The 21,471-nt window shown below is 61.3% G+C and carries 21 protein-coding genes; 12 read left to right on the top strand and 9 right to left on the bottom strand.

The annotated features are described in order from the left end of the window. Positions 1 to 6 precede the first annotated feature (6 nt). From C1949_RS15295 to C1949_RS15255, 9 genes are all read left to right on the top strand, one after another. On the top strand, positions 7 to 1,431 hold the full coding sequence (locus tag C1949_RS15295; RefSeq protein ID WP_104739338.1) for a sigma-54-dependent transcriptional regulator: 1,425 nt from the start codon (positions 7 to 9) through the stop codon (positions 1,429 to 1,431). A gap of 810 nt (positions 1,432 to 2,241) precedes the next feature. Beyond that, the gene (locus C1949_RS15290; protein ID WP_104739337.1) at positions 2,242 to 3,612 is read left to right on the top strand and encodes a polynucleotide adenylyltransferase PcnB; all 1,371 of its coding nucleotides are present in this window, start codon (positions 2,242 to 2,244) and stop codon (positions 3,610 to 3,612) included. Beyond that, positions 3,612 to 4,142 (top strand): 2-amino-4-hydroxy-6-hydroxymethyldihydropteridine diphosphokinase, encoded by a 531-nt coding sequence (folK, locus tag C1949_RS15285; RefSeq protein WP_104739336.1) that lies wholly within the window; start codon positions 3,612 to 3,614, stop codon positions 4,140 to 4,142. Before C1949_RS15290 ends, folK begins: the two co-directional genes overlap by 1 nt. 144 nt (positions 4,143 to 4,286) lie before the next feature. Then, on the top strand, positions 4,287 to 5,081 hold the full coding sequence (panB, locus tag C1949_RS15280) for a 3-methyl-2-oxobutanoate hydroxymethyltransferase (RefSeq protein ID WP_104739335.1): 795 nt from the start codon (positions 4,287 to 4,289) through the stop codon (positions 5,079 to 5,081). A gap of 4 nt (positions 5,082 to 5,085) precedes the next feature. After that, positions 5,086 to 5,937, top strand: a complete 852-nt coding sequence (gene panC, locus C1949_RS15275) for a pantoate--beta-alanine ligase (RefSeq protein ID WP_104739334.1) — start codon at positions 5,086 to 5,088, stop codon at positions 5,935 to 5,937. Positions 5,938 to 6,271: 334 nt separating this feature from the next. Beyond that, positions 6,272 to 8,212, top strand: coding sequence for an acetate--CoA ligase (gene acs, locus C1949_RS15270; RefSeq protein ID WP_104739333.1), 1,941 nt, complete (start codon positions 6,272 to 6,274; stop codon positions 8,210 to 8,212). 123 nt (positions 8,213 to 8,335) lie between these two features. Next, positions 8,336 to 9,517, top strand: a complete 1,182-nt coding sequence (locus C1949_RS15265; protein WP_104739332.1) for an acetyl-CoA C-acetyltransferase — start codon at positions 8,336 to 8,338, stop codon at positions 9,515 to 9,517. A gap of 185 nt (positions 9,518 to 9,702) precedes the next feature. Continuing rightward, positions 9,703 to 10,764: an acetyl-CoA C-acetyltransferase gene (locus C1949_RS15260; RefSeq protein ID WP_104739331.1), complete on the top strand. Its 1,062-nt coding sequence runs from the start codon at positions 9,703 to 9,705 to the stop codon at positions 10,762 to 10,764. Further along, a complete protein-coding gene (locus tag C1949_RS15255; protein WP_104739330.1) occupies positions 10,761 to 12,866 on the top strand; it encodes an enoyl-CoA hydratase-related protein in 2,106 nt (701 codons plus the stop codon). Before C1949_RS15260 ends, C1949_RS15255 begins: the two co-directional genes overlap by 4 nt. Here C1949_RS15255 and C1949_RS15250 read toward each other — a convergent pair. The 7 genes from C1949_RS15250 to C1949_RS15220 all read right to left on the bottom strand — a co-directional run bounded on the left by C1949_RS15250 (position 12,852) and on the right by C1949_RS15220 (position 18,232). Beyond that, positions 12,852 to 13,529 carry an MOSC domain-containing protein gene (locus C1949_RS15250; RefSeq protein WP_104739329.1) on the bottom strand — a complete coding sequence of 226 codons (678 nt, stop codon included), beginning with the start codon at positions 13,527 to 13,529 and terminating at the stop codon, positions 12,852 to 12,854. The genes C1949_RS15255 and C1949_RS15250 overlap by 15 nt on opposite strands. Before the next feature lie 60 nt (positions 13,530 to 13,589). Beyond that, positions 13,590 to 14,021 (bottom strand): hypothetical protein, encoded by a 432-nt coding sequence (locus C1949_RS15245; protein WP_104739328.1) that lies wholly within the window; start codon positions 14,019 to 14,021, stop codon positions 13,590 to 13,592. Next, a complete protein-coding gene (locus C1949_RS15240; protein ID WP_104739327.1) occupies positions 14,018 to 14,437 on the bottom strand; it encodes an MAPEG family protein in 420 nt (139 codons plus the stop codon). The genes C1949_RS15245 and C1949_RS15240 overlap by 4 nt, the downstream gene beginning before the upstream one ends. Positions 14,438 to 14,462: 25 nt before the next feature. Further along, on the bottom strand, positions 14,463 to 15,023 hold the full coding sequence (locus C1949_RS19715; RefSeq protein WP_229744471.1) for a CPCC family cysteine-rich protein: 561 nt from the start codon (positions 15,021 to 15,023) through the stop codon (positions 14,463 to 14,465). Between the two features lie 96 nt (positions 15,024 to 15,119). Next, entirely contained in the window at positions 15,120 to 15,500 is a 381-nt protein-coding gene (locus tag C1949_RS15230; protein WP_104739326.1) for an MmcQ/YjbR family DNA-binding protein, read from the bottom strand. A 9-nt stretch (positions 15,501 to 15,509) separates the two neighbouring features. Then, a complete protein-coding gene (locus tag C1949_RS15225; protein ID WP_104739325.1) occupies positions 15,510 to 17,096 on the bottom strand; it encodes a sensor histidine kinase in 1,587 nt (528 codons plus the stop codon). A gap of 134 nt (positions 17,097 to 17,230) precedes the next feature. Then, positions 17,231 to 18,232: a helix-turn-helix domain-containing protein gene (locus C1949_RS15220; protein ID WP_104739324.1), complete on the bottom strand. Its 1,002-nt coding sequence runs from the start codon at positions 18,230 to 18,232 to the stop codon at positions 17,231 to 17,233. 104 nt (positions 18,233 to 18,336) lie between these two features. Here C1949_RS15220 and C1949_RS15215 point away from each other — a divergent pair, with 104 nt between their 5' ends. Beyond that, a complete protein-coding gene (locus C1949_RS15215) occupies positions 18,337 to 19,269 on the top strand; it encodes a sterol desaturase family protein (protein WP_104739323.1) in 933 nt (310 codons plus the stop codon). Positions 19,270 to 19,295: 26 nt separating this feature from the next. Continuing rightward, the gene (locus C1949_RS15210; protein WP_104739363.1) at positions 19,296 to 20,015 is read left to right on the top strand and encodes a pseudouridine synthase; all 720 of its coding nucleotides are present in this window, start codon (positions 19,296 to 19,298) and stop codon (positions 20,013 to 20,015) included. Here the strand turns inward: C1949_RS15210 and C1949_RS15205 are convergent. Then, complete coding sequence (locus tag C1949_RS15205) at positions 19,985 to 20,362, bottom strand: cupin domain-containing protein (RefSeq protein WP_104739322.1); 378 nt, start codon at positions 20,360 to 20,362, stop codon at positions 19,985 to 19,987. The genes C1949_RS15210 and C1949_RS15205 overlap by 31 nt on opposite strands. Continuing rightward, positions 20,362 to 20,895, bottom strand: a complete 534-nt coding sequence (gene thpR / locus C1949_RS15200; protein WP_104739321.1) for an RNA 2',3'-cyclic phosphodiesterase — start codon at positions 20,893 to 20,895, stop codon at positions 20,362 to 20,364. The genes C1949_RS15205 and thpR overlap by 1 nt, the downstream gene beginning before the upstream one ends. Before the next feature lie 127 nt (positions 20,896 to 21,022). Here thpR and C1949_RS15195 point away from each other — a divergent pair, with 127 nt between their 5' ends. Beyond that, positions 21,023 to 21,466, top strand: coding sequence for a MarR family winged helix-turn-helix transcriptional regulator (locus C1949_RS15195; RefSeq protein WP_104739320.1), 444 nt, complete (start codon positions 21,023 to 21,025; stop codon positions 21,464 to 21,466). The last annotated feature ends 5 nt before the right edge of the window (positions 21,467 to 21,471 follow it).

Raw genomic sequence — 21,471 nt, 5'->3', positions numbered from 1 at the left:
GTAACTATGTCAGACATTCTGGTTGTTGAAGACGAAGCCATCATCCGCACGGCGTTAAAGCGGTTGCTGGAACGCCACCACTACCAGGTTGAGGAAGCCGGCTCGGTCAGCGAGGCCGTCGAGCGACACGACCTAGACAGTTTCAAGCTGATCATCAGCGACCTTCGCCTGCCGGGAGATCCCGGCACCGAGATGATCCGCCGCGCGCCAAATACGCCCGTCCTGATCATGACCAGTTACGCCAGCCTGCGTTCAGCCGTGGATTCGATGAAAATGGGCGCGGTCGACTACATCGCCAAACCGTTCGACCACGACGAGATGGTCGAAACCGTGCAGCGCATCATTGCCGCTGGCAGCGAACGCAAACAGCAGGCAACGAGTGCACCGGCCGCCAGTCCACCGCCAGAGCAACCGAGCAAGGGCGACACCGGCGGCACCGACATGGGAATCATCGGCGCCTGCGACGCCATGCAGACCCTGTTCAAGCGCATCCGCAAAGTTGCCCCGACCGACTCTACCGTCTTGATCCAGGGCGAGTCTGGCACGGGCAAGGAACTGGTCGCCCGCGCCATGCACGAGCAATCCCAGCGCGCCAAGGCTCCGCTGATTTCGGTGAACTGCGCTGCCATTCCGGAAACCCTGATCGAGTCCGAGCTGTTCGGCCACGAAAAAGGCTCCTTCACTGGCGCCACTAGCAACCGCACCGGTCTGGTCGAAGCAGCCGACGGCGGCACCCTGTTCCTTGACGAGATCGGTGAGTTGCCACTGGAAGCGCAGGCGCGTCTGTTGCGGGTGCTGCAGGAAGGCGAGATTCGTCGGGTTGGTTCGGTGCAATCGCACAAGGTGGATGTCCGCCTAGTAGCGGCGACCCACCGGGACCTCAAGACCATGGCGCGTCAGGGCCTGTTCCGCGAAGACTTGTATTACCGTCTGAACGTCATCGAACTGCGCCTGCCGCCGCTGCGCGAGCGGGGCCGTGACGTGATGCTAATCGCCGAGGCGCTGCTGCAGCGCGCGGCACGCAACATGAATATGGAAGGCCTGCACTTCAGTAAAGATGCCGAGCGGGCGATCCTCGCCTACAGCTGGCCGGGCAACGTACGGGAGCTGGAGAACGCCATTGAGCGCTCAGCCATTCTCTGCGACCACGAGGAAATCACCGCCGACCTGCTGGGGATCGAGCTGGATGCCGAGATCGAACGCGCCTCGGAAGCCGCAAACGCGCTGGAAACCATGAAGAATGAGGTGACTCCTGGGCAGGAACCGGCCGAGGACCTGTCTCTGGAGGACTATTTCCAACATTTCGTGCTCGAGCACCAGGACCATATGACCGAGACTCAACTGGCGCACAAGCTCGGCATCAGCCGCAAATGCCTGTGGGAGCGCCGCCAACGCCTGGGCATTCCCCGCAAGAAAACGGCCAACACCTGATCCCACCTCTCCCGCAATCGGAGGGCGCAAAAACCCTTGCGCCCTCCTCTGCGCAGCACCACCGTCACACCAATGTGTTACCTGTTACCAGGAAAGTTCCCACAAAACTGTTACCCCTAACCCGCACAGAGGTAACACTTTAGTCGAATCCGCGGTAACACCTTTGGGGTAACACAGAGACCAAAAATCGCAAACCATTGTTTTTAAAGGAATTTAAAAAGTTGGCACGGCGAATGCTTTATATCTGGCACAACAACAATAAAAACCAAAACTCATAACAAAAATAACATTCGACTCCACACACAATAAAAACAAGACGTGAGAGACGCAGCAAACTGATTTTTTTGGAGAATAGCAGTCGGATCGCGAACAGGATGTTCGATTGGGCAGAGAAGAATAAAAGTTGCTAAAGCAACCCACCGTCCAAAGCCACAAGAAGGCCGTTTCGAACCTAAGCTTCCAAAGCAATCCGTTTGTTTTGGACAACCCGAGATGGGTCAGTCGGAAAGCGGCGTTTGCCGCTTCAAACAAAAAAGAAGAACAGCTCTGATAAAAACAATAATAAAAAACCATTAGGGGGAGTTCACTACTCCCCTTGAGCTTTCTCCCCCCAAGCGCTTCACCCCGAATTATCCCCTTCCTTACCTTTCAAGACATTTCAGGCTAGAATGCACGTCAATTGCGGCCGACAGGCTATATTCGCGTTCGGCCAAGCAGCCTGTTGCGCGATCCCATTCATCAGCGCTACCGTGCAAGTCAACAGGCAGAGCAACAGCTCACGCTGATCGGCAGCCGGAACAACCCAACCCTATGATTCGAAAGCTGTTGCAGAAAATACCTTCGCCCTTCGGCCATCCTCAGCGCCGTCGTACCACGCCGAGCGTTATCCCCGCCAGCCAGCACAAGTTGCGTCGAGAGCGCCTAAGCCGGCACGCCGTCAGTGTGGTCGAACGCCTGCAACAGGCAGGCTATCAGGCCTTCCTGGTTGGCGGCTGCGTACGTGACCTGCTGCTTGATATCACACCCAAAGACTTTGACGTCGCCACCAGTGCAACGCCTGAACAGGTTCGCGCGACATTTCGCAACGCGCGCCTGATCGGCCGACGCTTCAAGCTGGTCCACGTTCATTTCGGTCGGGAAATCATCGAAGTCGCCACCTTCCGAGCCAACCACGAAGCCGAAGCCACGGAAGAACAATCGCGTCAGAGCGAGTCCGGCCGGCTGCTGCGCGACAACGTCTACGGCACCTTCGAACAGGACGCCCAGCGCCGCGACTTCACCATCAACGCACTCTACTTTGATGTCAGCACCGGTCAGATTCACGACTTTGCCAACGGCGTGCACGATATCCGTAACGGCCTGGTCCGGCTGATCGGCCGCCCCGAACAGCGCTATCAGGAAGACCCGGTCCGCATGCTGCGCGCCGTGCGCTTCGCGGCCAAGCTGAACTTCGAGATTGAGCAGCACACCGCGGCGCCTATCGAGTCGATGGCCCCGCTGCTGCATGACATACCTGCAGCGCGGCTGTTTGATGAAAGCCTCAAGCTGTTGATGAGCGGCCAGGGTCTGGCGACCTTCGACCTGCTCTACCAGTACGATCTGGTTGCGCCGCTGTTCCCGGACACCGACGAAGCGATCCTCGAGCGTCCCGACTACACCTTGCAGCTGGTCCGCCAGGCACTGCGCAATACCGACGAACGCATTGCCCAGGACAAACCGGTTACCCCGGCTTTTCTGTTCGCGGCGCTGCTCTGGCCAGCCCTGCCGCAGCGCGTGCAGCACCTGGAAGAACAGGGTATACCGGCAATCCCCGCCTACCAGCAGGCCGCTCACGAGCTGCTTGCGGAGCAATGCCTGCACACCGCCATTCCCAAGCGTTTCAGTATTCCGATGCGGGAAATCTGGGACATGCAACCGCGCCTTGAGCGTCGCAGTGGCCGCCGAGCTGACCAGCTGCTGGAGCATCCGCGCTTCCGCGCGGCCTATGACTTCCTGCTGCTGCGCGAAGCGGCTGGCGAGCAGACTGACGGCCTTGGTCTGTGGTGGACTCAGTATCAGGACGCCAGTCCAGACCAGCGCCGGCAGATGATTCGCGAACTCGGCGATGGCAACAAAAGCGGCGGCAAGCGCTCACGTTCACGCCCCCGCAGAAACAAGCCGCGCAAGCCGCAGGGCAACTGATGCCACGCTGCTATATAGCCTTGGGCAGCAACCAGGGCGATCCTGTTCAACAGGTCCAGACCGCCTGCCGGGCACTGCGCGCACTACCGCAAAGCCAGCTGATCAGCTGCTCGTCGCTGTACCGCAGTGCGCCAATGGGGCCACAGGATCAGCCGTCCTATATCAACGCCGTGCTCGCCCTCGACACCGAGCTGCCCCCCGAAGCGCTGCTCGACCAGTTACAGCGTATCGAGCAGGAGCATGGCCGGGTGCGCAAAGCCGAGCGCTGGGGTCCACGCACACTGGATCTGGACATCCTGCTCTACGGTGACCAGGTAATCCAAAGTAAGCGCCTGCAAGTACCGCACTATCACATGCACGCCCGCGCCTTTGTCCTTTACCCTCTGGCAGAAATCGCACCGACGCTGCAGATGCCCGACGGCACACCACTGCATGACATGCTGCAGAACTGCCCACGCGGTGATCTGCAGGCATTGCCATTTTTTATACAACAGGCTGGTGCGCAAACGGACTTGACACCCCCGGGCTGACACGTAGGATGCGATTCCGGTGACCAGCCACGTGTTACCGGAAGCCTGCCCGGCCAAGGCTATACTCTCGCCACTGCACCCGGCGCGAGCGTCAACTTCAACGGTGCCGAAGCGCCCAGCAACAGCCACACACTGGAATCAGCCATGCCTGACGTTACTCTGACCACGCTGAACAAACTCAAGCAAAGCGGCGAAAAGATCGTTTGTCTGACAGCCTACGACGCGACCTTCGCCCACGTTGAAAGTGAAGCAGGCGTTGAAGTCATTCTGATCGGCGACTCGCTGGGCATGGTCCTGCAGGGCCACGACAGCACACTGCCGGTCAGCGTTGCCGACATGGCGTACCACACCGCCGCCGTCAAACGCGGCAACAAGGGCGCGCTGATCATGGCCGACCTGCCGTTCATGGCCTACGCCACCCTGGAGCAGGCGCTGACCAATAGCGCCGAACTCATGCGTGCCGGCGCTCACATGGTCAAGCTGGAAGGCGGTCGCTGGCTGGCAGACAGCATTGAAGTGCTGAGCCGCAATGGCATCCCGGTCTGTGCTCACATGGGCCTGACCCCGCAGACCGTCAATGTGCTGGGTGGCTTCAAGGTGCAGGGCCGTGACGAAGCGCAGGCCCGCGCCATGATCGAGGATGCCAGGGCGTTGGAGGCTGCGGGCGCCGCCATGCTGCTGCTCGAGTGTGTGCCACCAGCCCTGGCCAATGCCATTACTGCGGCAGTCAACGTACCGGTTATCGGCATCGGCGCTGGCAGCGGCACCGATGGCCAGGTACTGGTGGTCCATGACATGCTCGGCCTCTCGCTCAGTGGACGCGTCCCGCGCTTCGTGAAAAACTTCATGACCGGTCAGCCCGATATTCAGTCGGCCATTCGCGCCTACGTGAATGCGGTCAAGAGCGTAGAATTCCCAGCAGCCGAACACGAGTTCTGAGCCCATGAACACTCTGCACACCATCGCGCAAGTGCGCGCTGCGGTAAGTCGTGCCCGCCAGGAAGGCAAGCGCATTGGTATGGTTCCCACCATGGGCAACCTGCACGCCGGCCATATCGCTCTGGTCGAGAAGGCACTGCAGCGCACCGATTACGTGGTGGTCAGCATTTTCGTCAATCCGATGCAGTTCGGGCCGGGCGAAGATCTGGACAGTTATCCGCGCACCCTCGCCGAAGACCAGAAGAAGCTGCTGGACGTCGGCGCCCACCTGGTGTTCGCGCCCACTGCCAGCGAGATGTATCCCGAGGGCATGGAGGGTCACACCCGGGTGAGCGTCCCCGTGGTTTCCGAAGGACTTTGCGGTGGCAGCCGCCCCGGCCACTTCGAAGGCGTAGCGACGGTCGTCAGCAAGCTGCTGAACATTGTTGGCCCGGACGTCGCCGTATTCGGCCAGAAGGACTATCAACAACTCGCCGTGATTCGCAAGATGGCGCACGATCTCTGCCTGCCGGTACAGATCATGGGCCACCCGACCATTCGCGCCGAGGATGGTCTGGCATTATCCTCTCGCAACGGTTACCTGAGCGCCGAACAACGGGCTATTGCGCCGATTCTGCAGCGGACGTTGCAGCAGATTGCCGCCGAGGTTCAGGGTGGTCGGAACGACTATGCCCAGATCATCACTGAGGCTAGCCAACGCCTCAGTGACGCGGGCATGCGTCCGGACTATCTAGACCTGCGCAACGCCGAAAACCTGGCACCCGTCAGCGACGATACGGCCGAACTGGTTGTGCTGGCAGCAGCCTATCTCGGCACCACCCGCCTGATCGACAACCTCGAATTCAGCCGCTCCTGAGCGGCTGAACCCTTCTCCTGCGGCGTTGCGTTGCTTGCCAATAGGACCACTATTGGCTGCACATCGCGCCTTGCATCTGCACCCTTGAGCACTCGCAGAGGGCGTGTGGAATTGATCAGCGCTTCCCTAGCGGCCCGCCAATTTGACGCCCTCCTCTCATACCAAAGAAGGGTTGTCTTGCCCCCCTCTGATGGCCGACGCTAAATAGCCTAAACTGACCGACCAACCCCAAGCGGTTTCGCCGGTCTGGAATCTCTGCTGCAGCACCGGACAGACCCTCTGCAGGGCCGGCTGACAAGAGACTGCCTGATTCAATAACAAGAGGGGAATACCCATGTACGCAATCGAAAACCACAAGGTGTCCGAGTCCGCTCGCGCGCACACGCATCTGGATGACGCGACCTATCAGCGTATGTACAAGCAGTCGCTTGAGCAGCCCGACCAGTTCTGGGCCGAGCAGGCCGAGCGCTTTCTGACCTGGGACAAGCGCTGGAGCAAGGTTCATGAAAGCGACCTGAGCAAAGGTCAGGCTGCCTGGTTTATCGACGGCAAGCTCAACGTTAGCGTCAACTGCATCGACCGCCACCTTGCCGAGCACGGTGACGAAATCGCCATCATCTGGGAAGGTGATGATCCGAGCGAAGATGCCCGCATCAGCTACAACGAACTGCACGATAAAGTCTGCCGTCTGGCCAACGTGTTGAAGGAACGCGGTGTCAGCAAAGGCGATCGCGTTTGCCTGTACATGCCGATGATTCCCGAAGCGGCCTACGCCATGCTCGCCTGCGCACGCATCGGTGCTGTCCACTCCGTAGTGTTCGGCGGCTTCTCGCCAGACGCCCTGCGTGATCGCATTCTCGACGCCGACTGCCGCGCGGTGATCACCGCCGACGAAGGTGTGCGCGGCGGCAAGACCGTGCCGCTCAAGGTCAACGTCGAAAAAGCCCTGAAGGACTGCCCCGACGTTCACACCGTGGTAACCGTCAAGCGCACCGGTGCTGACGTTGCCTGGGATGAAAAGCGTGATGTCTGCTACACCGAAGCGACCACCGCAGCGAGCAACCAGTGCGCCCCCGAGCCAATGGACAGCGAAGACCCGCTATTCATCCTCTACACCTCCGGCTCCACCGGCAAGCCCAAGGGTGTACTGCACACCACCGGCGGCTACCTGCTGATGGCGGCAATGACCCACTACTACGTGTTCGACTACGTACCGGGCGAAGTCTACTGGTGCACCGCTGACGTCGGCTGGATTACCGGCCACTCCTATATCGTCTATGGCCCACTGTGCAACCGTGCCACTACCGTGCTGTTCGAGGGCGTACCGACCTACCCGGACGCGTCCCGCTGCTGGCAGGTGATCGACAAGCACCAGATCAACATTTTCTACACCGCTCCAACCGCCCTGCGCGCGCTGATGGCCAAGGGCGATGCGCCGGTCAAGTCGTCCTCGCGCGCCAGCCTGCGCCTGCTCGGCAGCGTCGGCGAGCCGATCAACCCGGAAGCCTGGGAATGGTATTACCACGTGGTCGGTGAGCAGCGCTGCCCGATCGTCGATACCTGGTGGCAGACCGAAACCGGCGCAGCCATGATCACCCCGCTGCCAGGTTCAACCATGCTCAAGCCGGGCTCAGCCACCCGTCCGTTCTTTGGCGTCGAGCCCGCACTGTATGACCCGGAAGGCAACGAGCTCGACGGTGCGACCAGCGGCAACCTGGTAATCAAGCGCTCCTGGCCGAGCCAGATCCGCACCGTCTACGGCGACCATCAGCGCCTGATCGACACCTACTTCAACACCTACAAAGACGTTTACTTTACCGGCGATGGTGCCCGCCGCGATGAAGACGGTTACTACTGGATCACCGGCCGCGTGGACGATGTGCTTAATGTCTCCGGTCACCGCATCGGTACCGCCGAGGTGGAAAGCGCGCTGGTACTGCACGACGCGGTCGCCGAGGCAGCCGTGGTCGGCTGCCCGCACGACATCAAGGGCCAGTGCATCTACGTCTACGTCACACCAATGAACGGGATTACCCCAAGCGAGGAGCTGGTAAAAGAGCTGAAGGCCTTTGTTGCCGATCAGGTTGGTGCCTTTGCCCGCCCCGAGTTCATGCAATGGGCACCAGGCCTGCCGAAGACCCGCTCGGGCAAGATCATGCGTCGTATCCTGCGCAAGATCGCCTGCAATGAGCTGGACACTCTGGGGGATACCTCGACCCTGGCCGACCCGGCAGTGGTACAGGACCTGATCGCCAACCGGATCGCCCACGCCTGAGGGTGATCCAGCGTTCTGGTGCAGCCGAAAGGTTGTACCAGTGACGAGACAGCTTGTTCTGAATAGAGCGCCCCTCTATGCTTGTGCACTCGAAAAATAGTGCCTGCATAGAGGAGCCTGTTCATGCAAGAGGTCGTGATTGTTGCCGCCACCCGTACCGCCATCGGCAGTTTCGGGGGCCAGTTTGCCAAGGTGCCCGCCCACGAGCTGGGAGCCACCGTCATCCGCCGCTTGCTGGACGAGACTGAAATCGACCCTGCATCCGTCGACGAGGTCATATTCGGACAGGTGCTGACCGCTGGTTGCGGCCAGAATCCCGCTCGCCAGGCTGCCATCCACGCAGGCCTGCCGCACAGTGTTCCCGCTCTTACCCTGAATAAGGTCTGTGGCTCCGGCCTCAAAGCCCTGCACCTCGCCGCTCAGGCGATCCGCTGCGGCGATGCCGAGATCATGATAGCCGGTGGCCAGGAGTCCATGAGCCTGTCACCGCACATCATCCCCACCTCGCGCACCGGTCAGCGCATGGGCCACGGCCAGATGATCGACACAATGATCCAGGATGGCCTGTGGGACGCCTTCAACAACTACCACATGGGCATTACTGCCGAAAACCTGGTCGACAAGTATGGCCTCAGCCGTGAAGAACAGGACGCTTTCGCCGCAGCGTCCCAGCAGAAAGCCGTTGCCGCCCGCGACGCCGGCGTCTTTGACAAGGAAATCACCCCGGTCAGCATCCCTCAGCGCAAGGGCGATGCCCTGCTGATCACCCGGGATGAGCAGCCGCGCGCCGGGACCACCGCAGAAAGCCTCGGCAGCCTCAAACCGGCCTTCAGGAAAGAGGGCAGCGTTACCGCCGGTAATGCTTCTAGCCTTAACGATGGCGCCGCCGCCGTGCTGATGATGAGCGCCAGCAAAGCCGCCGAGCTGGGCCTGCCGGTACTGGCTCGCGTCGCCTCCTATGCCAACGCGGGCGTTGATCCGGCGATCATGGGCATTGGCCCGGTCTCCGCCACCCAGCGCTGCCTGGCTAAGGCAGGCTGGCAGGTTGCCGACCTGGACCTGATCGAAGCCAACGAAGCCTTCGCCGCCCAGGCGCTGGCAGTCGGCAAGGAGCTGCAGTGGGATGCAGACAAGGTCAACGTCAACGGTGGCGCCATCGCGCTGGGCCATCCGATCGGCGCCTCCGGCTGCCGTGTGCTGGTTACCCTGCTGCACGAAATGCTGCGCCGTGACGCCAAGAAAGGCCTGGCTACCCTGTGCATCGGTGGCGGCCAGGGCGTGGCGCTGGCATTGGCCCGCGACTGATCCCCGCCTCCCGCGGCGCCAATCACGGCGCCGCGCTTTTGTTTCTGTCTAGGCCCCCAGCTTATCTACACTGAACTGATCCGGGTCGGTCCGGTCATAGCCTGCGCAGCGCTCCTATTGCGGGAGTTCGCTCGGGCCTGCACCGCGCATCAGCCTGAATTGACGTTCAACCACATGAGCCCAGCATGGACAGCCAGATCAATCACTCTGCCTCCACGCCAGCCGATGTTCTTCTCATCGACGGCCTGCGTACCCCACAGATCAACGCCACGACGTTGCAGAGCAGCGGCTTCGGCCTGCTCGACCTGGCCGTGCAGTGCAGCGCACCGTTGCTGCTGCGCTGCGCAGTTACCCCGCATCTGCTCGACAGCCTGATCCTCGCGGCTGAAGCAGAGCCACAGGTACGGGATCTGCGCAAACGTCTGCGGCTGGACACCGATACCGCGTTATACCAGTGCGACCATGGCCTGTCTGCCGTTGCGCTGGCCAGCCAGCAGATCCGCAGCGGCGATGCCGATCTGGTGTTGGTACTCAGCAGCGACCTCAAGGCTACGCCTCAGAACGATCTGCTGACATCGGCTCAACGCCTGGCCCGGCTGTTTGATGTACAGGATGAGGACGCCAGCGCCTTTGCCGAGGCCAGTCGGCTGCGCGCCGACGACGCCGAACAGGGCGGCCTGACGAACCGACACCGTACAACCCTGTTCGACAGTCAGGGCCACGCCTGCACCGAGGACCAACCAGATGCGGTGGCCGGAGCCTGCGCCCTGCTGCTGGCCTCACCCAGAGGACTGCAGCGCCTGAAACGCACGCCGCTCGCCCACCTTGGTGCCAGCAGCCATGCGCAGGCACCCGCCGAGTACCCGACATTGGCCCCCTTGCTGGCCGCCACGCGCCTGCTGGGCCAGCAACAGCTGTCGCTGGCTGATATTGATCTGTGGGAGTTGCCGGAATCGCCTGCGCTCGCGTTGCTGAGCCATCTGGCCGCCTGGCAGGACGCGGATTTCTGCCACCGCCAGCTCGGACTGGAGCAGCCGGTCGGCCGCCTCGATCCCTGCAGCCTGAACGTCCACGGCGGCAGCATTGCCCTTGGCGCACTGAGCGCCACCGACGGCTGCCGCCAATTACTGCAGCTGGCCGACAACCTGCAACGCAATCACCTTCCGCGCGGTATCGTCTGCGAACAGCACGCAGGCGGCCACGCGCTGGCCTTGCTGATCACCCGCCCACAGGAGACCAGCGAATGACTCAAGCACCCGACACGCTCACGCTGCGTGAACGCGAACTCGGACCGTTCAACCACCTCGAATTGCAGCAGCCTGCGCAGTCGCCGTGGCAACACTGGCGCCTGCGCCGGGACGAACGTGATGTCGCCTGGCTGCTGTTCGACCATGCGGACAGCAGCGCCAACCTGCTGTCCTCAGTGGCGCTGATCGAGCTCGGGGACGTGCTGGCCAGCCTCCGCCGCGACATGCCAACCGCGCTGGTAATACGCTCGGCCAAACCATCAGGATTCTGCATGGGCGCTGACCTGAAGGACTTCCGTCAGCTCGACAACGAAGCCGATGCGGTACGGCAGCTGGTCGACGCGCACCTGCTGGCCCAGCAACTGATCGACCTGCCCTGCCCGACCCTGGCCGTGCTGCACGGCGAGACCCTCGGTGGCGGCCTGGAGCTCGCACTGTGCTGCGACATGCGCCTGGCGACGCCGGACACCCGCACCGGCCTACCGGAAATTCTGGTCGGCCTGCATCCCGGGCTGGGCGCCACAGCGCGGCTACCTGACCTGATCGACCCGCTGCTGGCGATGCGCATGATGCTGACCGGCAAGGCGTTGCAAGCAGAGCAGGCTCACAAGGCCGGCCTTATTGATCACGTCGCGGCAGAGCACCAACTCAGGCCGCTGATTGATGATGCGCTGGCCGGACGCCTGCCTCTGCACCGACGCAACCTTAAAGGCCGCCCCTTCCGGCTGGACTGGGTACGGCGCCTGGCTGCGGCAAACATGCGCCGTCAGGCCAGTGCCAAGGCCGATCCACGTCACTATCCGGCGGCAGAGGCCCTGATCGAACTCTGGCAGCGCCACGGCGGCAAGCCCGACCTGTTGCTGCATCGCGAGATCTACTCGTTCGCCCGATTGATCAACAGTCCGACCAGCCGTCACCTGATTCAGCTGTTCTTCCAGCGCCAGCGGCTCAAGGATTTGGCCGTTGCCAAGGAAAATCGCCGGCTCACCCACCTGCACCTGCTCGGCGACAGCGAAGACGGCATTCAGCTCGCGGCACTGGCCGCACTGGCAGGCCTACGCGTGAGTGTTGGCGGTTCGACCGCTGGCATGACGGCCTGTATCAAACAGATCAGCCAGCGGACCCGCAACGAGGAGCAACGACAACACGCACTGGATGCCCTGATCTTTGATCCGGAACACCACGGCGTAGCCGTGGCCGATGCCCTGATAGACGCCCAGCAGACTGCTTTAGAGCAACGGCGCGAGCAACTGCAGAAACTGGAGTCGCGGCTGCGGGCACAGGCACTGGTGCTCAGCTTCGCCGAGCCAGTCGAGCCACTGCGCGCCGCACTCGGCGATGCCGGGCGCCTATTGGGGCTGCGCTTCGCCGCGCCGTCCTACGGCGCGCTGGTCGAGATTGCCGCGCACAGCACCAGCCGCAATATCAGCCAGCAACAGGCCCGCCAGTTGGTCGGCCAGCTTGGCTGTCTAGCGTTACCGGTCAGCAGCCAGCCGGGGCTGCTGCTGCGCCGGGTCCTGGCCCCCTGGCTGCTGGAAGCCATGCTGCTACTGGAAGAAGGGATCAGCGCCGATGCCATCGACCAAGCGGCGCTGGCGTTTGGCTGCAGCCGCGGGCCGCTGGCGATTGCTGAAAGCTGGGGGTTGGGCGACTGCCTCGCTCTGTTCGAGCGTTTGCACAACGAACGCGATACGCCGTTGGCAGAACCGCCCTTGATTTTGCGCAACGCGGTCGAGCAGGGGCGCACATCGTTACATGCAAAAAAACGCAGCCACTGGAAAGGCAATAAGGGCAGAGCCGCAAAACTGAACGCGGAACAGGCTGACCGGTTACTGCTCAGTCTGCTCAACAGCGCCGTACGCGCCTGCCGCCAGGGCATTGTCAGCGACGCCGACATGCTCGATGCGGCACTGGTCCTGGCCGGCTATTTCCCGCCCTTTCGCGGCGGCCCTTTGTGTCACGCACGCGAGACAGGGCATGCGGCGATCATGCAGCGCCTGCAAAGCCTCAGCACCGACCTCGGCCCCCGCTTTGCGCCGGACCCCGGCTGGCAGCCGGTGACCGAGGAAACGGACGCAGGCCAACCCTTACAGGCCGGGTAGCGGCTGGGTCTGCTGCTCAGCCCTGACGAGCTTCTGTTCCATCTCCGCACGCATCTTCTCGGCCAGCGGTGCAGCCAGCAGGCGGCGCAGGAAGGTCGGGTTCAGCCCCTTGCTGTGACAGTAACGAAAGACTTCGTTAATGCTGGGGTAGGCGCTGTCACCCGGAGTCACGACCACCGTCTGCCCAGCGCAGACGGTACCTTCCTTCAACACCCGGGCGTAGGCTCCGCAGCGCTCTGCCTTGACGAAAGCCTTGGCAAAACGGCTGTCACCAACCCGTGCCGCCAACGTTGAACAGGGAATACGCGGCGCGGTGATTTCCAGCACAAGGTCACCCAAGTGCAATTGATCGCCAATCCGCAGCTCAGGCCACCAGTGGGACAAGGTCAGATTCTCGCCAAAAAAACCGGGTTCAAGCGGACGCTGCAACTGTTCGCTCCACCAATCCATGTCGGCCTTGCTATAGAGGTAAAGCGCCTGATCCAGCCCGCCGTGGTGCTTCATGTCGGCGATAAAATCACCGGCAATACCATCGATACCGATCAGCACATCACCGCTGCGCGCCCGCTTGAAATGCCCGGTGCGGGTAAGACGCTCACCAATACGAAGCGCCTGCGGCTCGGCAGCATTGATCGACAATAGGGTAACGGCAGCTTCAGTCATGGCGGGCATTCATCCAGAGAAGAGGAAAGCCGCCAGTCGACCGGATTTAGCCCGCAGCTGTCAACCACGCCGGTTACGCTGAACCAGATAATCCCGCGCCAGAAACAGAAAATGGGCACTGCCAATCAGCGGCAGCACCACCAGCATCAGATTCGCGGCTGGCGAGAGGCTCCACTGAGTGTAAAACGTCAGCAGGCTCGCTACCCCGAGCAGCAACATGATCACGATAGCGCGTGGTGACGCTACCTCACGCGCCGGTAACGCAACCTTGGACACCAACTGAATCAACGCCCAGATGCCGCACAGCCCGCCGAGCAACAACACGGTCAGTAGCCAGGCAAATGGCGTGTCCGCCTCGTCCGCAAAGGCCATCGGTAGCATCAATACACCCAACCCGATTAGCACTACCAGACTGCCGAAACACACCACCGCCTCCAGCAGATAACCCCTGCCGCTGGAGCGCAGCAGACGACGAAATGCGCTCTCTCTCATCCCCAAAAAACCTCCGCCAGCGCGAGCAGTGTCATGGCCATCAGCACCAGCGCACCCACACTAAAGGCGCGCCGACGGGTCGGCACATGGTTGCTGCCGGTTTGGACCCTTGCATGTATCACCCGGCTGGCAACGAATAACCAGGCCAGCAGTTGCGCCAGCACACCCGCAGCGCCCACACTCCAGAGCAACAGTACCAGCACGTAGAACAGCACTGGTAGTTCAAACTGGTTGCGGATGCAGTTGTTGATCTGCTGCACGGGCTCAGGCCAGGCATCATCATAGAGAGCACGACGCGCCTCATCGACCTCGCCGGCCGCCTGCGCGCGATTCTTGGCCCGGGCAAGGGTGATGTAGAGCCAGAATGTCAGGGCAATCTGCGCCAGTACGGGAAGGAAAACCAGCTTTTCAGGCATAAGACCGCTCTACTCGTTGTTGTGCTCAGCGCTGCGGAGCACGGTAACGCTGTCGCGCCTGCCTGTCGACCCGCGCCACCGACGCCATATCGCAGGCACCGAACGCCTGCACATTCTTGCGGCCATCAGCCAGGGTAAGATGGTTCGGCCCGCTGACCTCCGTGGGGTCGCGTACACCGTCATCCTCCCAGAAACACACCGCGCAGATTTCGTAGCCACCCTCACTGCTGAGGCTGAAATAACCGCAGCAGGGGCAGGCAAACATCGGTTCAACCTCGTCGTCGATCCGCTCGATCACCAGTCCTCTTTCGGTCAACGCCTCAAGTAGATAATCGTTGGTCACTCCATACAGGTCTTCGACCAGGCTGGCCTGCACCAGCGGATCAAGCTGACTGTCATTCGGATCGGCGGGCTCGACACCGCGGCAGACCAGAGTACGCAGCGCATCAGGCAGCGCCGCGACCTGTGGATCAGCTTCAGAGAACCCGCAGAAGAACCAGAAGGCAACGACCTCGGCGCGCTCAGACGCTTCCATCTCCGCCATCATCAACCTGGCCAACTGCTGTTTTGCCTGCGCCCGCTGCATTCGCCGTCTCCCTGAGAAACATTTTCTCCAGCTCAAAGCGTAGCAGGCTGACGCGGTGGAGATAATTCACGGGCCACGTCGGTCGCGACAAACGACTTATGGCGCCCCACCATAGAGTGTGTCGACCCCATGACGCAGCTCCATCCCCTGCCGCACAACCCGCGGCAACCGTCGAACCACCAGGGCGTAAGAGCGATCAATCATTCGTTGCAGCTCCCCTACCGGCACGCTGCCGTCGTTACGCACGGTATTCCAGTGCCGTTTGTTCATGTGATAACCGGGGCTGACTGCAGCAAACAAGTCACGCAGACCGACAGCCTCTTCCGGGTCGCATTTAAGGTTGATGCACTCACACCCATCGCGCCGGAATACCAGTGCAAACAACTTGTTCTGAACTTTAAAGACTTGGGCGTCCGGCCCGAACGGATAGTCCTCTAGCGCCTCAGGCTTGCTGTTCAGATAGCGCTGCAGATCCATCTGCACCTCTCAGTTGACCAATTTGGGAATATGCAGGGTGAAGCAGGTACCCTGCGATGAGGAAACAAAGTCGATCTCGCCGCCCATCTGCTGTATCAGGCCACGGGCAATGGCCAATCCCAGGCCGGTACCGCCGGTTTTGCGTCGACTGGAACCATCCGCTTGCGTAAAGCGCTCGAACACCCGGGGCTGAAACTCTGGCGCAATCCCCTCGCCCTGATCAGCAACAGCCACACACCATGAACCGCCGCCATCCTCGGCATAAACGGAGATGCTGACCGTCGCACCGACCGGGGAGAACTTCACGGCATTGGACAACAGATTATCCAGCACCTGACGGAAACGGGTGGCATCAACCCTGACCCAGGCCTCAGGATGAGGATTGTCATAGACCCAGCTGATCTGCTGGCGGGAGGCAAAACCGTGGTTTTCCTCCATAGCCGCCTGTAGCAGGCTGTCGAGCCGATGGGGTTGCATGTCGAGCATGAGCTGCCCCGCCACCAGTTTGTCGATATCCAGCAGATCATTAATCAGTCGCAGCAAGTGTTCGGCATTGCGCCGCGCCACACTGACCATGCCGTGTGCCTTGTCCGGCAACACACCCGTCGCACCACCGTCGAGCAGCCCAAGGGTACCTAGAATACTGGTCAGCGGCGTGCGCAATTCATGATTGATGGTAGAAATGAAGTCTGTTTTCAGCCGTTCATTCTCGGCCCACATCGCCTCGCGCTCGAGTTGCTGCCTGATCCCGTTGCTGCGCACATAGGCGATCAGCAAAAGGACCAACACCAGCACGGCGTAGAACGCAAGGCGCAGGGTGCTCGCTTCCCGCACGGGCTCGCGGTTCTGCACCACCAGCCGCCAGATTACCCCCGGCAGATGGATTCGCATCATATGCCGGGGCTGATCGTCGTCTATCAACTCACCGCCCCAGATGGCAATCGGTTCGCCGCCAACCTGTTCGCGCTGCAGCTGGATACGCAAATCCTGCCAACGCTGTTCGGTATCTAGCATCCCCAGCACCCTGTCAGCACTCATGACTGTACTGACCAGTCCCCAGTACTCACCATCCATGATCACTGGCGCCCGGTAGATCAAGGCAGTGCTACCCTGTATCAGTTGCAGCGGGCCCGCGAGCATAGGTTCCCGAGTTTCCATCATATGCTTGACTGCTGCCCACTGCTGCGGCGATTCACGGTAGTCCAGCCCGAGCGCGGCTTCGTTGCCCTCAAGTGGGTAAATCAGCTCGATTCGATTGTTCGGTGCAATTCCGATGTTTCGGATGTCGGTAGCGTCGGCGAGCATACTGGCCATCCAGCGCTCAAGGGCTTCCGGCTGGCGCAGCCCCTGCTGGCTTTTAAGGAAGGAAACCAGGCCTCGGGTCAGATAAATACCATCGCGCAAACGGGTTTCCAGTGCGCTGCGTACATCCGATGAGCGGATAATGAGGTCGTTCTCGATTTCCTCACGTTCCAGTGAGCGCAACTGCCAGGCCATGATTTCGACAATCAGCGCGCCCAGCACGGCCAACAGCAGCAGGCCGACCGCCAGGCGCCGAAACGGCTGACCTACCGTAGCCCCTAACGGCCATCTCATCGCGCCGCCTCAGGCAGGACGTACCCCCACTCGCGCGGTGTTAAAACAGATGCAATAGAGTCGGTAAACGACATCGGACAGTTTCCAGCGGTATCGGCATGGCCCTACTGTAAACCGAAACAGTCCAGCTGTGCTCAGTGCAGCCTCAGGTCGCGCCGGAAACGCGCAGGCGTCGTCGCCGTCCAGCGTCGAAAAGCCCGGTTGAAGGCACTTTGCTCGGAAAAGCCCAGCAGCAACGCCACTTCGCCCAGTTGCAGCGCCGGATCGGCCAGATACTGCTCAGCCAGCTGCAACCGGGTTCGCTCAAGTAGGCCTCGCCAGCTTAGCTGGCGCTGCGCCAGCCGTCGTTGCACGGATCGCACCGACAAATGCAGGTCCAGCGCCACCTGCTTCAGCGCCACCTCCCCTTCCGGCAAACGGCGCACCAGCGCGTGCTGCAACGCTCGATCAAAGCTATCGGCAGCCGGCTGAGCCAACATCAGGGCACGCGCCTGCTGATCCAGCTGCTCACGTCCCGCCGGATCGCTGTGGGGTAAAGGTCGCCCCAGCCAGGCAACCGGCAACGCTACCTCGGTCGCATTGGCAGCAAACCGAACGCGGCAGCCAAAAAAGGCATCATAGGCAGCACAGGCCGCCTCATCCGGAGCAGCGAAAACAAAGCTCACCTGCGCCATTGCCGACACGTCCGGCAGCAAGCGCCGCAGAAAGCTGACCAGCGCGGCAATAGCTACCGTATCAGCCAGCGCCCCGGTGGTCGCCTCGGCGCTCCAGTACATGACGACCAGCTCACCTTGCCGCCGCACTCGGACCAGTTGCTGACCATAAAACAGCTGCTCATAGCGCTGATAGACCTGCATGGCCTCACCCAGTGTTCGGCTGGCCAGAGTCAAATAGCCAAGCACACCAACATGACGCGGACGCACCTGGGCACCAATTTCCAGCGCCGGCACAGGTTCCCCCGTCGGCAGTTCAACGGCCTGCGCCAGCAGCGACTGCCAGAATGCCAGCGGTACCGCTTCGTCTTGACGCCGGCTATCGAGCAGTAGTCGCAACGCCGGTGCCGCCAACTGGTGCAAGTCGAGCCAGTCGGTCAGTTGCTGAACCCAGGCACCGGTAACCCGCATTGGTGTTGCCATGCCCTCTCCTGATTGGCGTATTTGGTCAAAAATTCGGCATAAATAGTCAATATGCAAGACTACTGGAGCCGCATCATGCGAGTCATTACAACAAGGAGCGCACGATGGAACACCTGACCGACGCCTTCAGCCAGGTACTTGCAGAAAGCGGCCTGAGCAGCCTGTGGCATAGCCTGCCTGCTTGGCTGGCGCTGGATGAGCGACAGCTGATCTTTGTCCTGGCCACTCCCGTATTCATCGGCCTTTTCGCCTGGGAATACCTGAAGATCCGCCATGATCACGCACTGGTCGATGCTGGTGAATCCGTGCGCAATTTCATGCTGGGTGCGGGCTACCAGACCACCGAGCTGCTGTTTGCCGGGCTTATCGCCTTCCCGGTCCACGCGCTGGCGTATCAGCATCGGCTGTTCGATATTCCACTGACGCTCACCAGCGCTCTGGCACTCTGGGTGCTCACCGATCTGTGCTTCTACTGGATGCACCGCAGCTCACATCGGGTGCGTTGGTTCTGGGCTGCGCATGTCACCCATCATTCCAGCGAGCGAATGAACTTCTCCACCGCCATGCGCCAGAACGCGACCAACATCTTCAACGGCGGCTGGCTGTTCTATGTGCCGCTATCGCTGCTGGGCTTCAACCCGGTGTGGATCGGCGTCTGCTACGCGCTGTCACTGGTGTATCAGTTCTTTATCCATACCACCCTGGTGGGCAAGCTGCACCCGGCGATCGAGTATGTGTTCAACACGCCCAACCATCACCGTGTTCATCACGCCCGCAACCCCGGCTACATCGACACCAACTTTGGCGGCGTCTTCATCGTGTTTGACCGCCTGTTCGGAACCTTTGCCAGCGAGCGCGCCAATCAGCCAATCGAGTACGGCATCACCCGACAGATTCACAGCAAGAGCCTCTTGGTGAACTGGCTGCACGAATACATAGACATCGCTCGCGACATGCGCAAACCGGGGCCACTTGGCCTGCGCCTCCAACATCTGTGGCGACCACCGGAATGGGAACGCCCTGCCCGCAGCGAGTGACCGCAGACGCGGTATACTCCGCGACCATGAAACTCGACCGTTTTATCAGCAACAACACCCCGCACAGTCGGCAGGCCGCTCGCCTGCTGATTGCCAGCGGCCGGGTAACGGTTGCCGATGAGCGCGTCTGCGACCCGCGCTTTGAGGTCGACCAATTCGTTGCCATCCGTCTGGATAACACACTGCTGCAATACCGGCCGGCGCTGTTCTTCATGCTGCACAAACCGGTTGGTTACCTGAGTGCCACCCGCGACCCGCAACACCCAACCGTACTGGAGCTGTTTCCTGCAGAGCTGCGCGAGGAGCTGCATATCGGTGGCCGCCTGGACCGCGGCTCCAGTGGGCTGCTGATTCTGACCAACGACGGCAGTTGGTCGAGGCGGCTGACCGAGCCTAGGGTCAAGCTGCCCAAGACCTATCGCGTCACGACACTGCGGCCTATCAGCAGCGACACCGCCGAGCGTTTTGCTGCGGGGATCTACATGACCACTGAGCAGCTAACCACCTCACCGGCGCAACTGGAGCAGCTCGGTGCGTGCGAATGCCGACTGACCATCTACGAAGGTCGCTATCACCAGATCAAGCGGATGTTTCATGCCGTTGGCAATCAGGTGGATACCCTGCACCGCGAAAGCATGGGTGCGATTCAACTAGACCCCGCGCTGCGGCCAGGGCAATACAGGGTCCTGACCGCAGCAGAAATTGCCTCGGTCGATCAACCGACCGCCGGTTCCAGATCCTCGTAGCAGTCCGGCACAAAGCGCGGTGTGCACAGTGCCAAAAACACCAGCGCCTGCTCACCGACGCAGCGGATACGCTGCGGGCAGCCAGCCGGAATGATCACCACATCACCGGCGCCCACCAGCCGCGCCGGCTGCTCTGCCAGCTCGAGCAGCCCCTCACCCGCCTCGATCAGATAACGTTCGGTCACCCCGTGCAACCGATGCCAACGAGTCTGTCCGCCCAGCGGCAGGCGCGCGCGAGCTACCGACAACAGCGGATCATCCGCCGCATTGGACAGTTCGTGGATATAACACCCTTCGTCGAAGTAATACTCGGCTGCGGGGTCGTAACAACGAATCAATGGCTGCATCAGCCCTCCAATGGATAACGCGCCAGCACCGAGTAACGCGAGCCACCGGGGCCAGGATCGCTGGCAAACAGGCAAAGCTCTGTCACCCGCCAGGGCGCCGACATCAGTCCCCGGTGCCGCTGCAGGAATCCTTGCAAAGGACCGCAGCCCGGGCCGCAGCGTGCCAGCGTGACATGCGGTACAAAGCGCTGTGGATCGGCGGCGCACCAGGGCGCGATCAGCTCGTCGACCTGCTCACGCAGCGCCTGCAGCGGCGCTGGCGCAACCACGCCGGCCCAGAGAATGTTAGGGCGCTGGGGCGAGCCGAAATAACCGACGCCGCGCAGCTGCAGTTCAAACAATGGAGCCCGCAGGGCCGTCAGCGCCAGCGACAGCTCAGCAGCCTGGGCTTCACTCAGTTGCCCGATAAAGCGCATGGTCAAATGCAGCTGCGCCCGACATTGCCAGCGCAGGCCAGCAATCGGCTCACTCAGTGACAGCAGTTGTTGGCACTGCGATTCAGGCACTTCCAGGCCAAGAAAAAGACGCGGCATTCAGCCCTCCGGAAATTGAGCGCCCCAGTCTAGCCGTCACACAACCAGGCAGCACGACAGCAAATAATTGACTATATCAACCAACCCCAATATAGTTGATATAGTCAACATTATTAAAACCCAGCAAATGCAACGACCATCGCTCAGCCACGCCCTGCAACAAGTAGCCCACGCCTATCGCAGCCACATGGTGCAAACCATCCGTGACGCCGACCTGCCATTGCCCGGAACCCACGTTCGTGCCCTCAAGGCTGTCTGCTACATGGAAGGCTGTACCGCCCAGCGCATCGCTCAGCGCATGCGCCGGGACAAGGCACAGATCACCCGGGTACTCAACGACCTGCTTGAGGCCGGACTGATCAACAAAGCAAGCAACCCGGCAGACAAGCGCAGCCAACTGCTGCACCCAACGCCAGCAGGCGAGGCAATGATGCAGCGCATTCAGCAATTGGAAGAGCAGACGCTGGGACGCATGACCCGTGACCTGACCCAACAAGAGGTCGAGCACTTTATCCGTATCGCCTGGCATATGACCCAAAATCTGGAAGGCGACCTGCCACCAGACAGCTGATTGGA

Source organism: Halopseudomonas oceani, assembly GCF_002903165.1.
GTDB lineage: Bacteria > Pseudomonadota > Gammaproteobacteria > Pseudomonadales > Pseudomonadaceae > Halopseudomonas > Halopseudomonas oceani.
The sequence above is the reverse complement of the archived record's forward strand: the minus strand, read 5'-3'. Positions and strand labels throughout refer to the sequence as shown.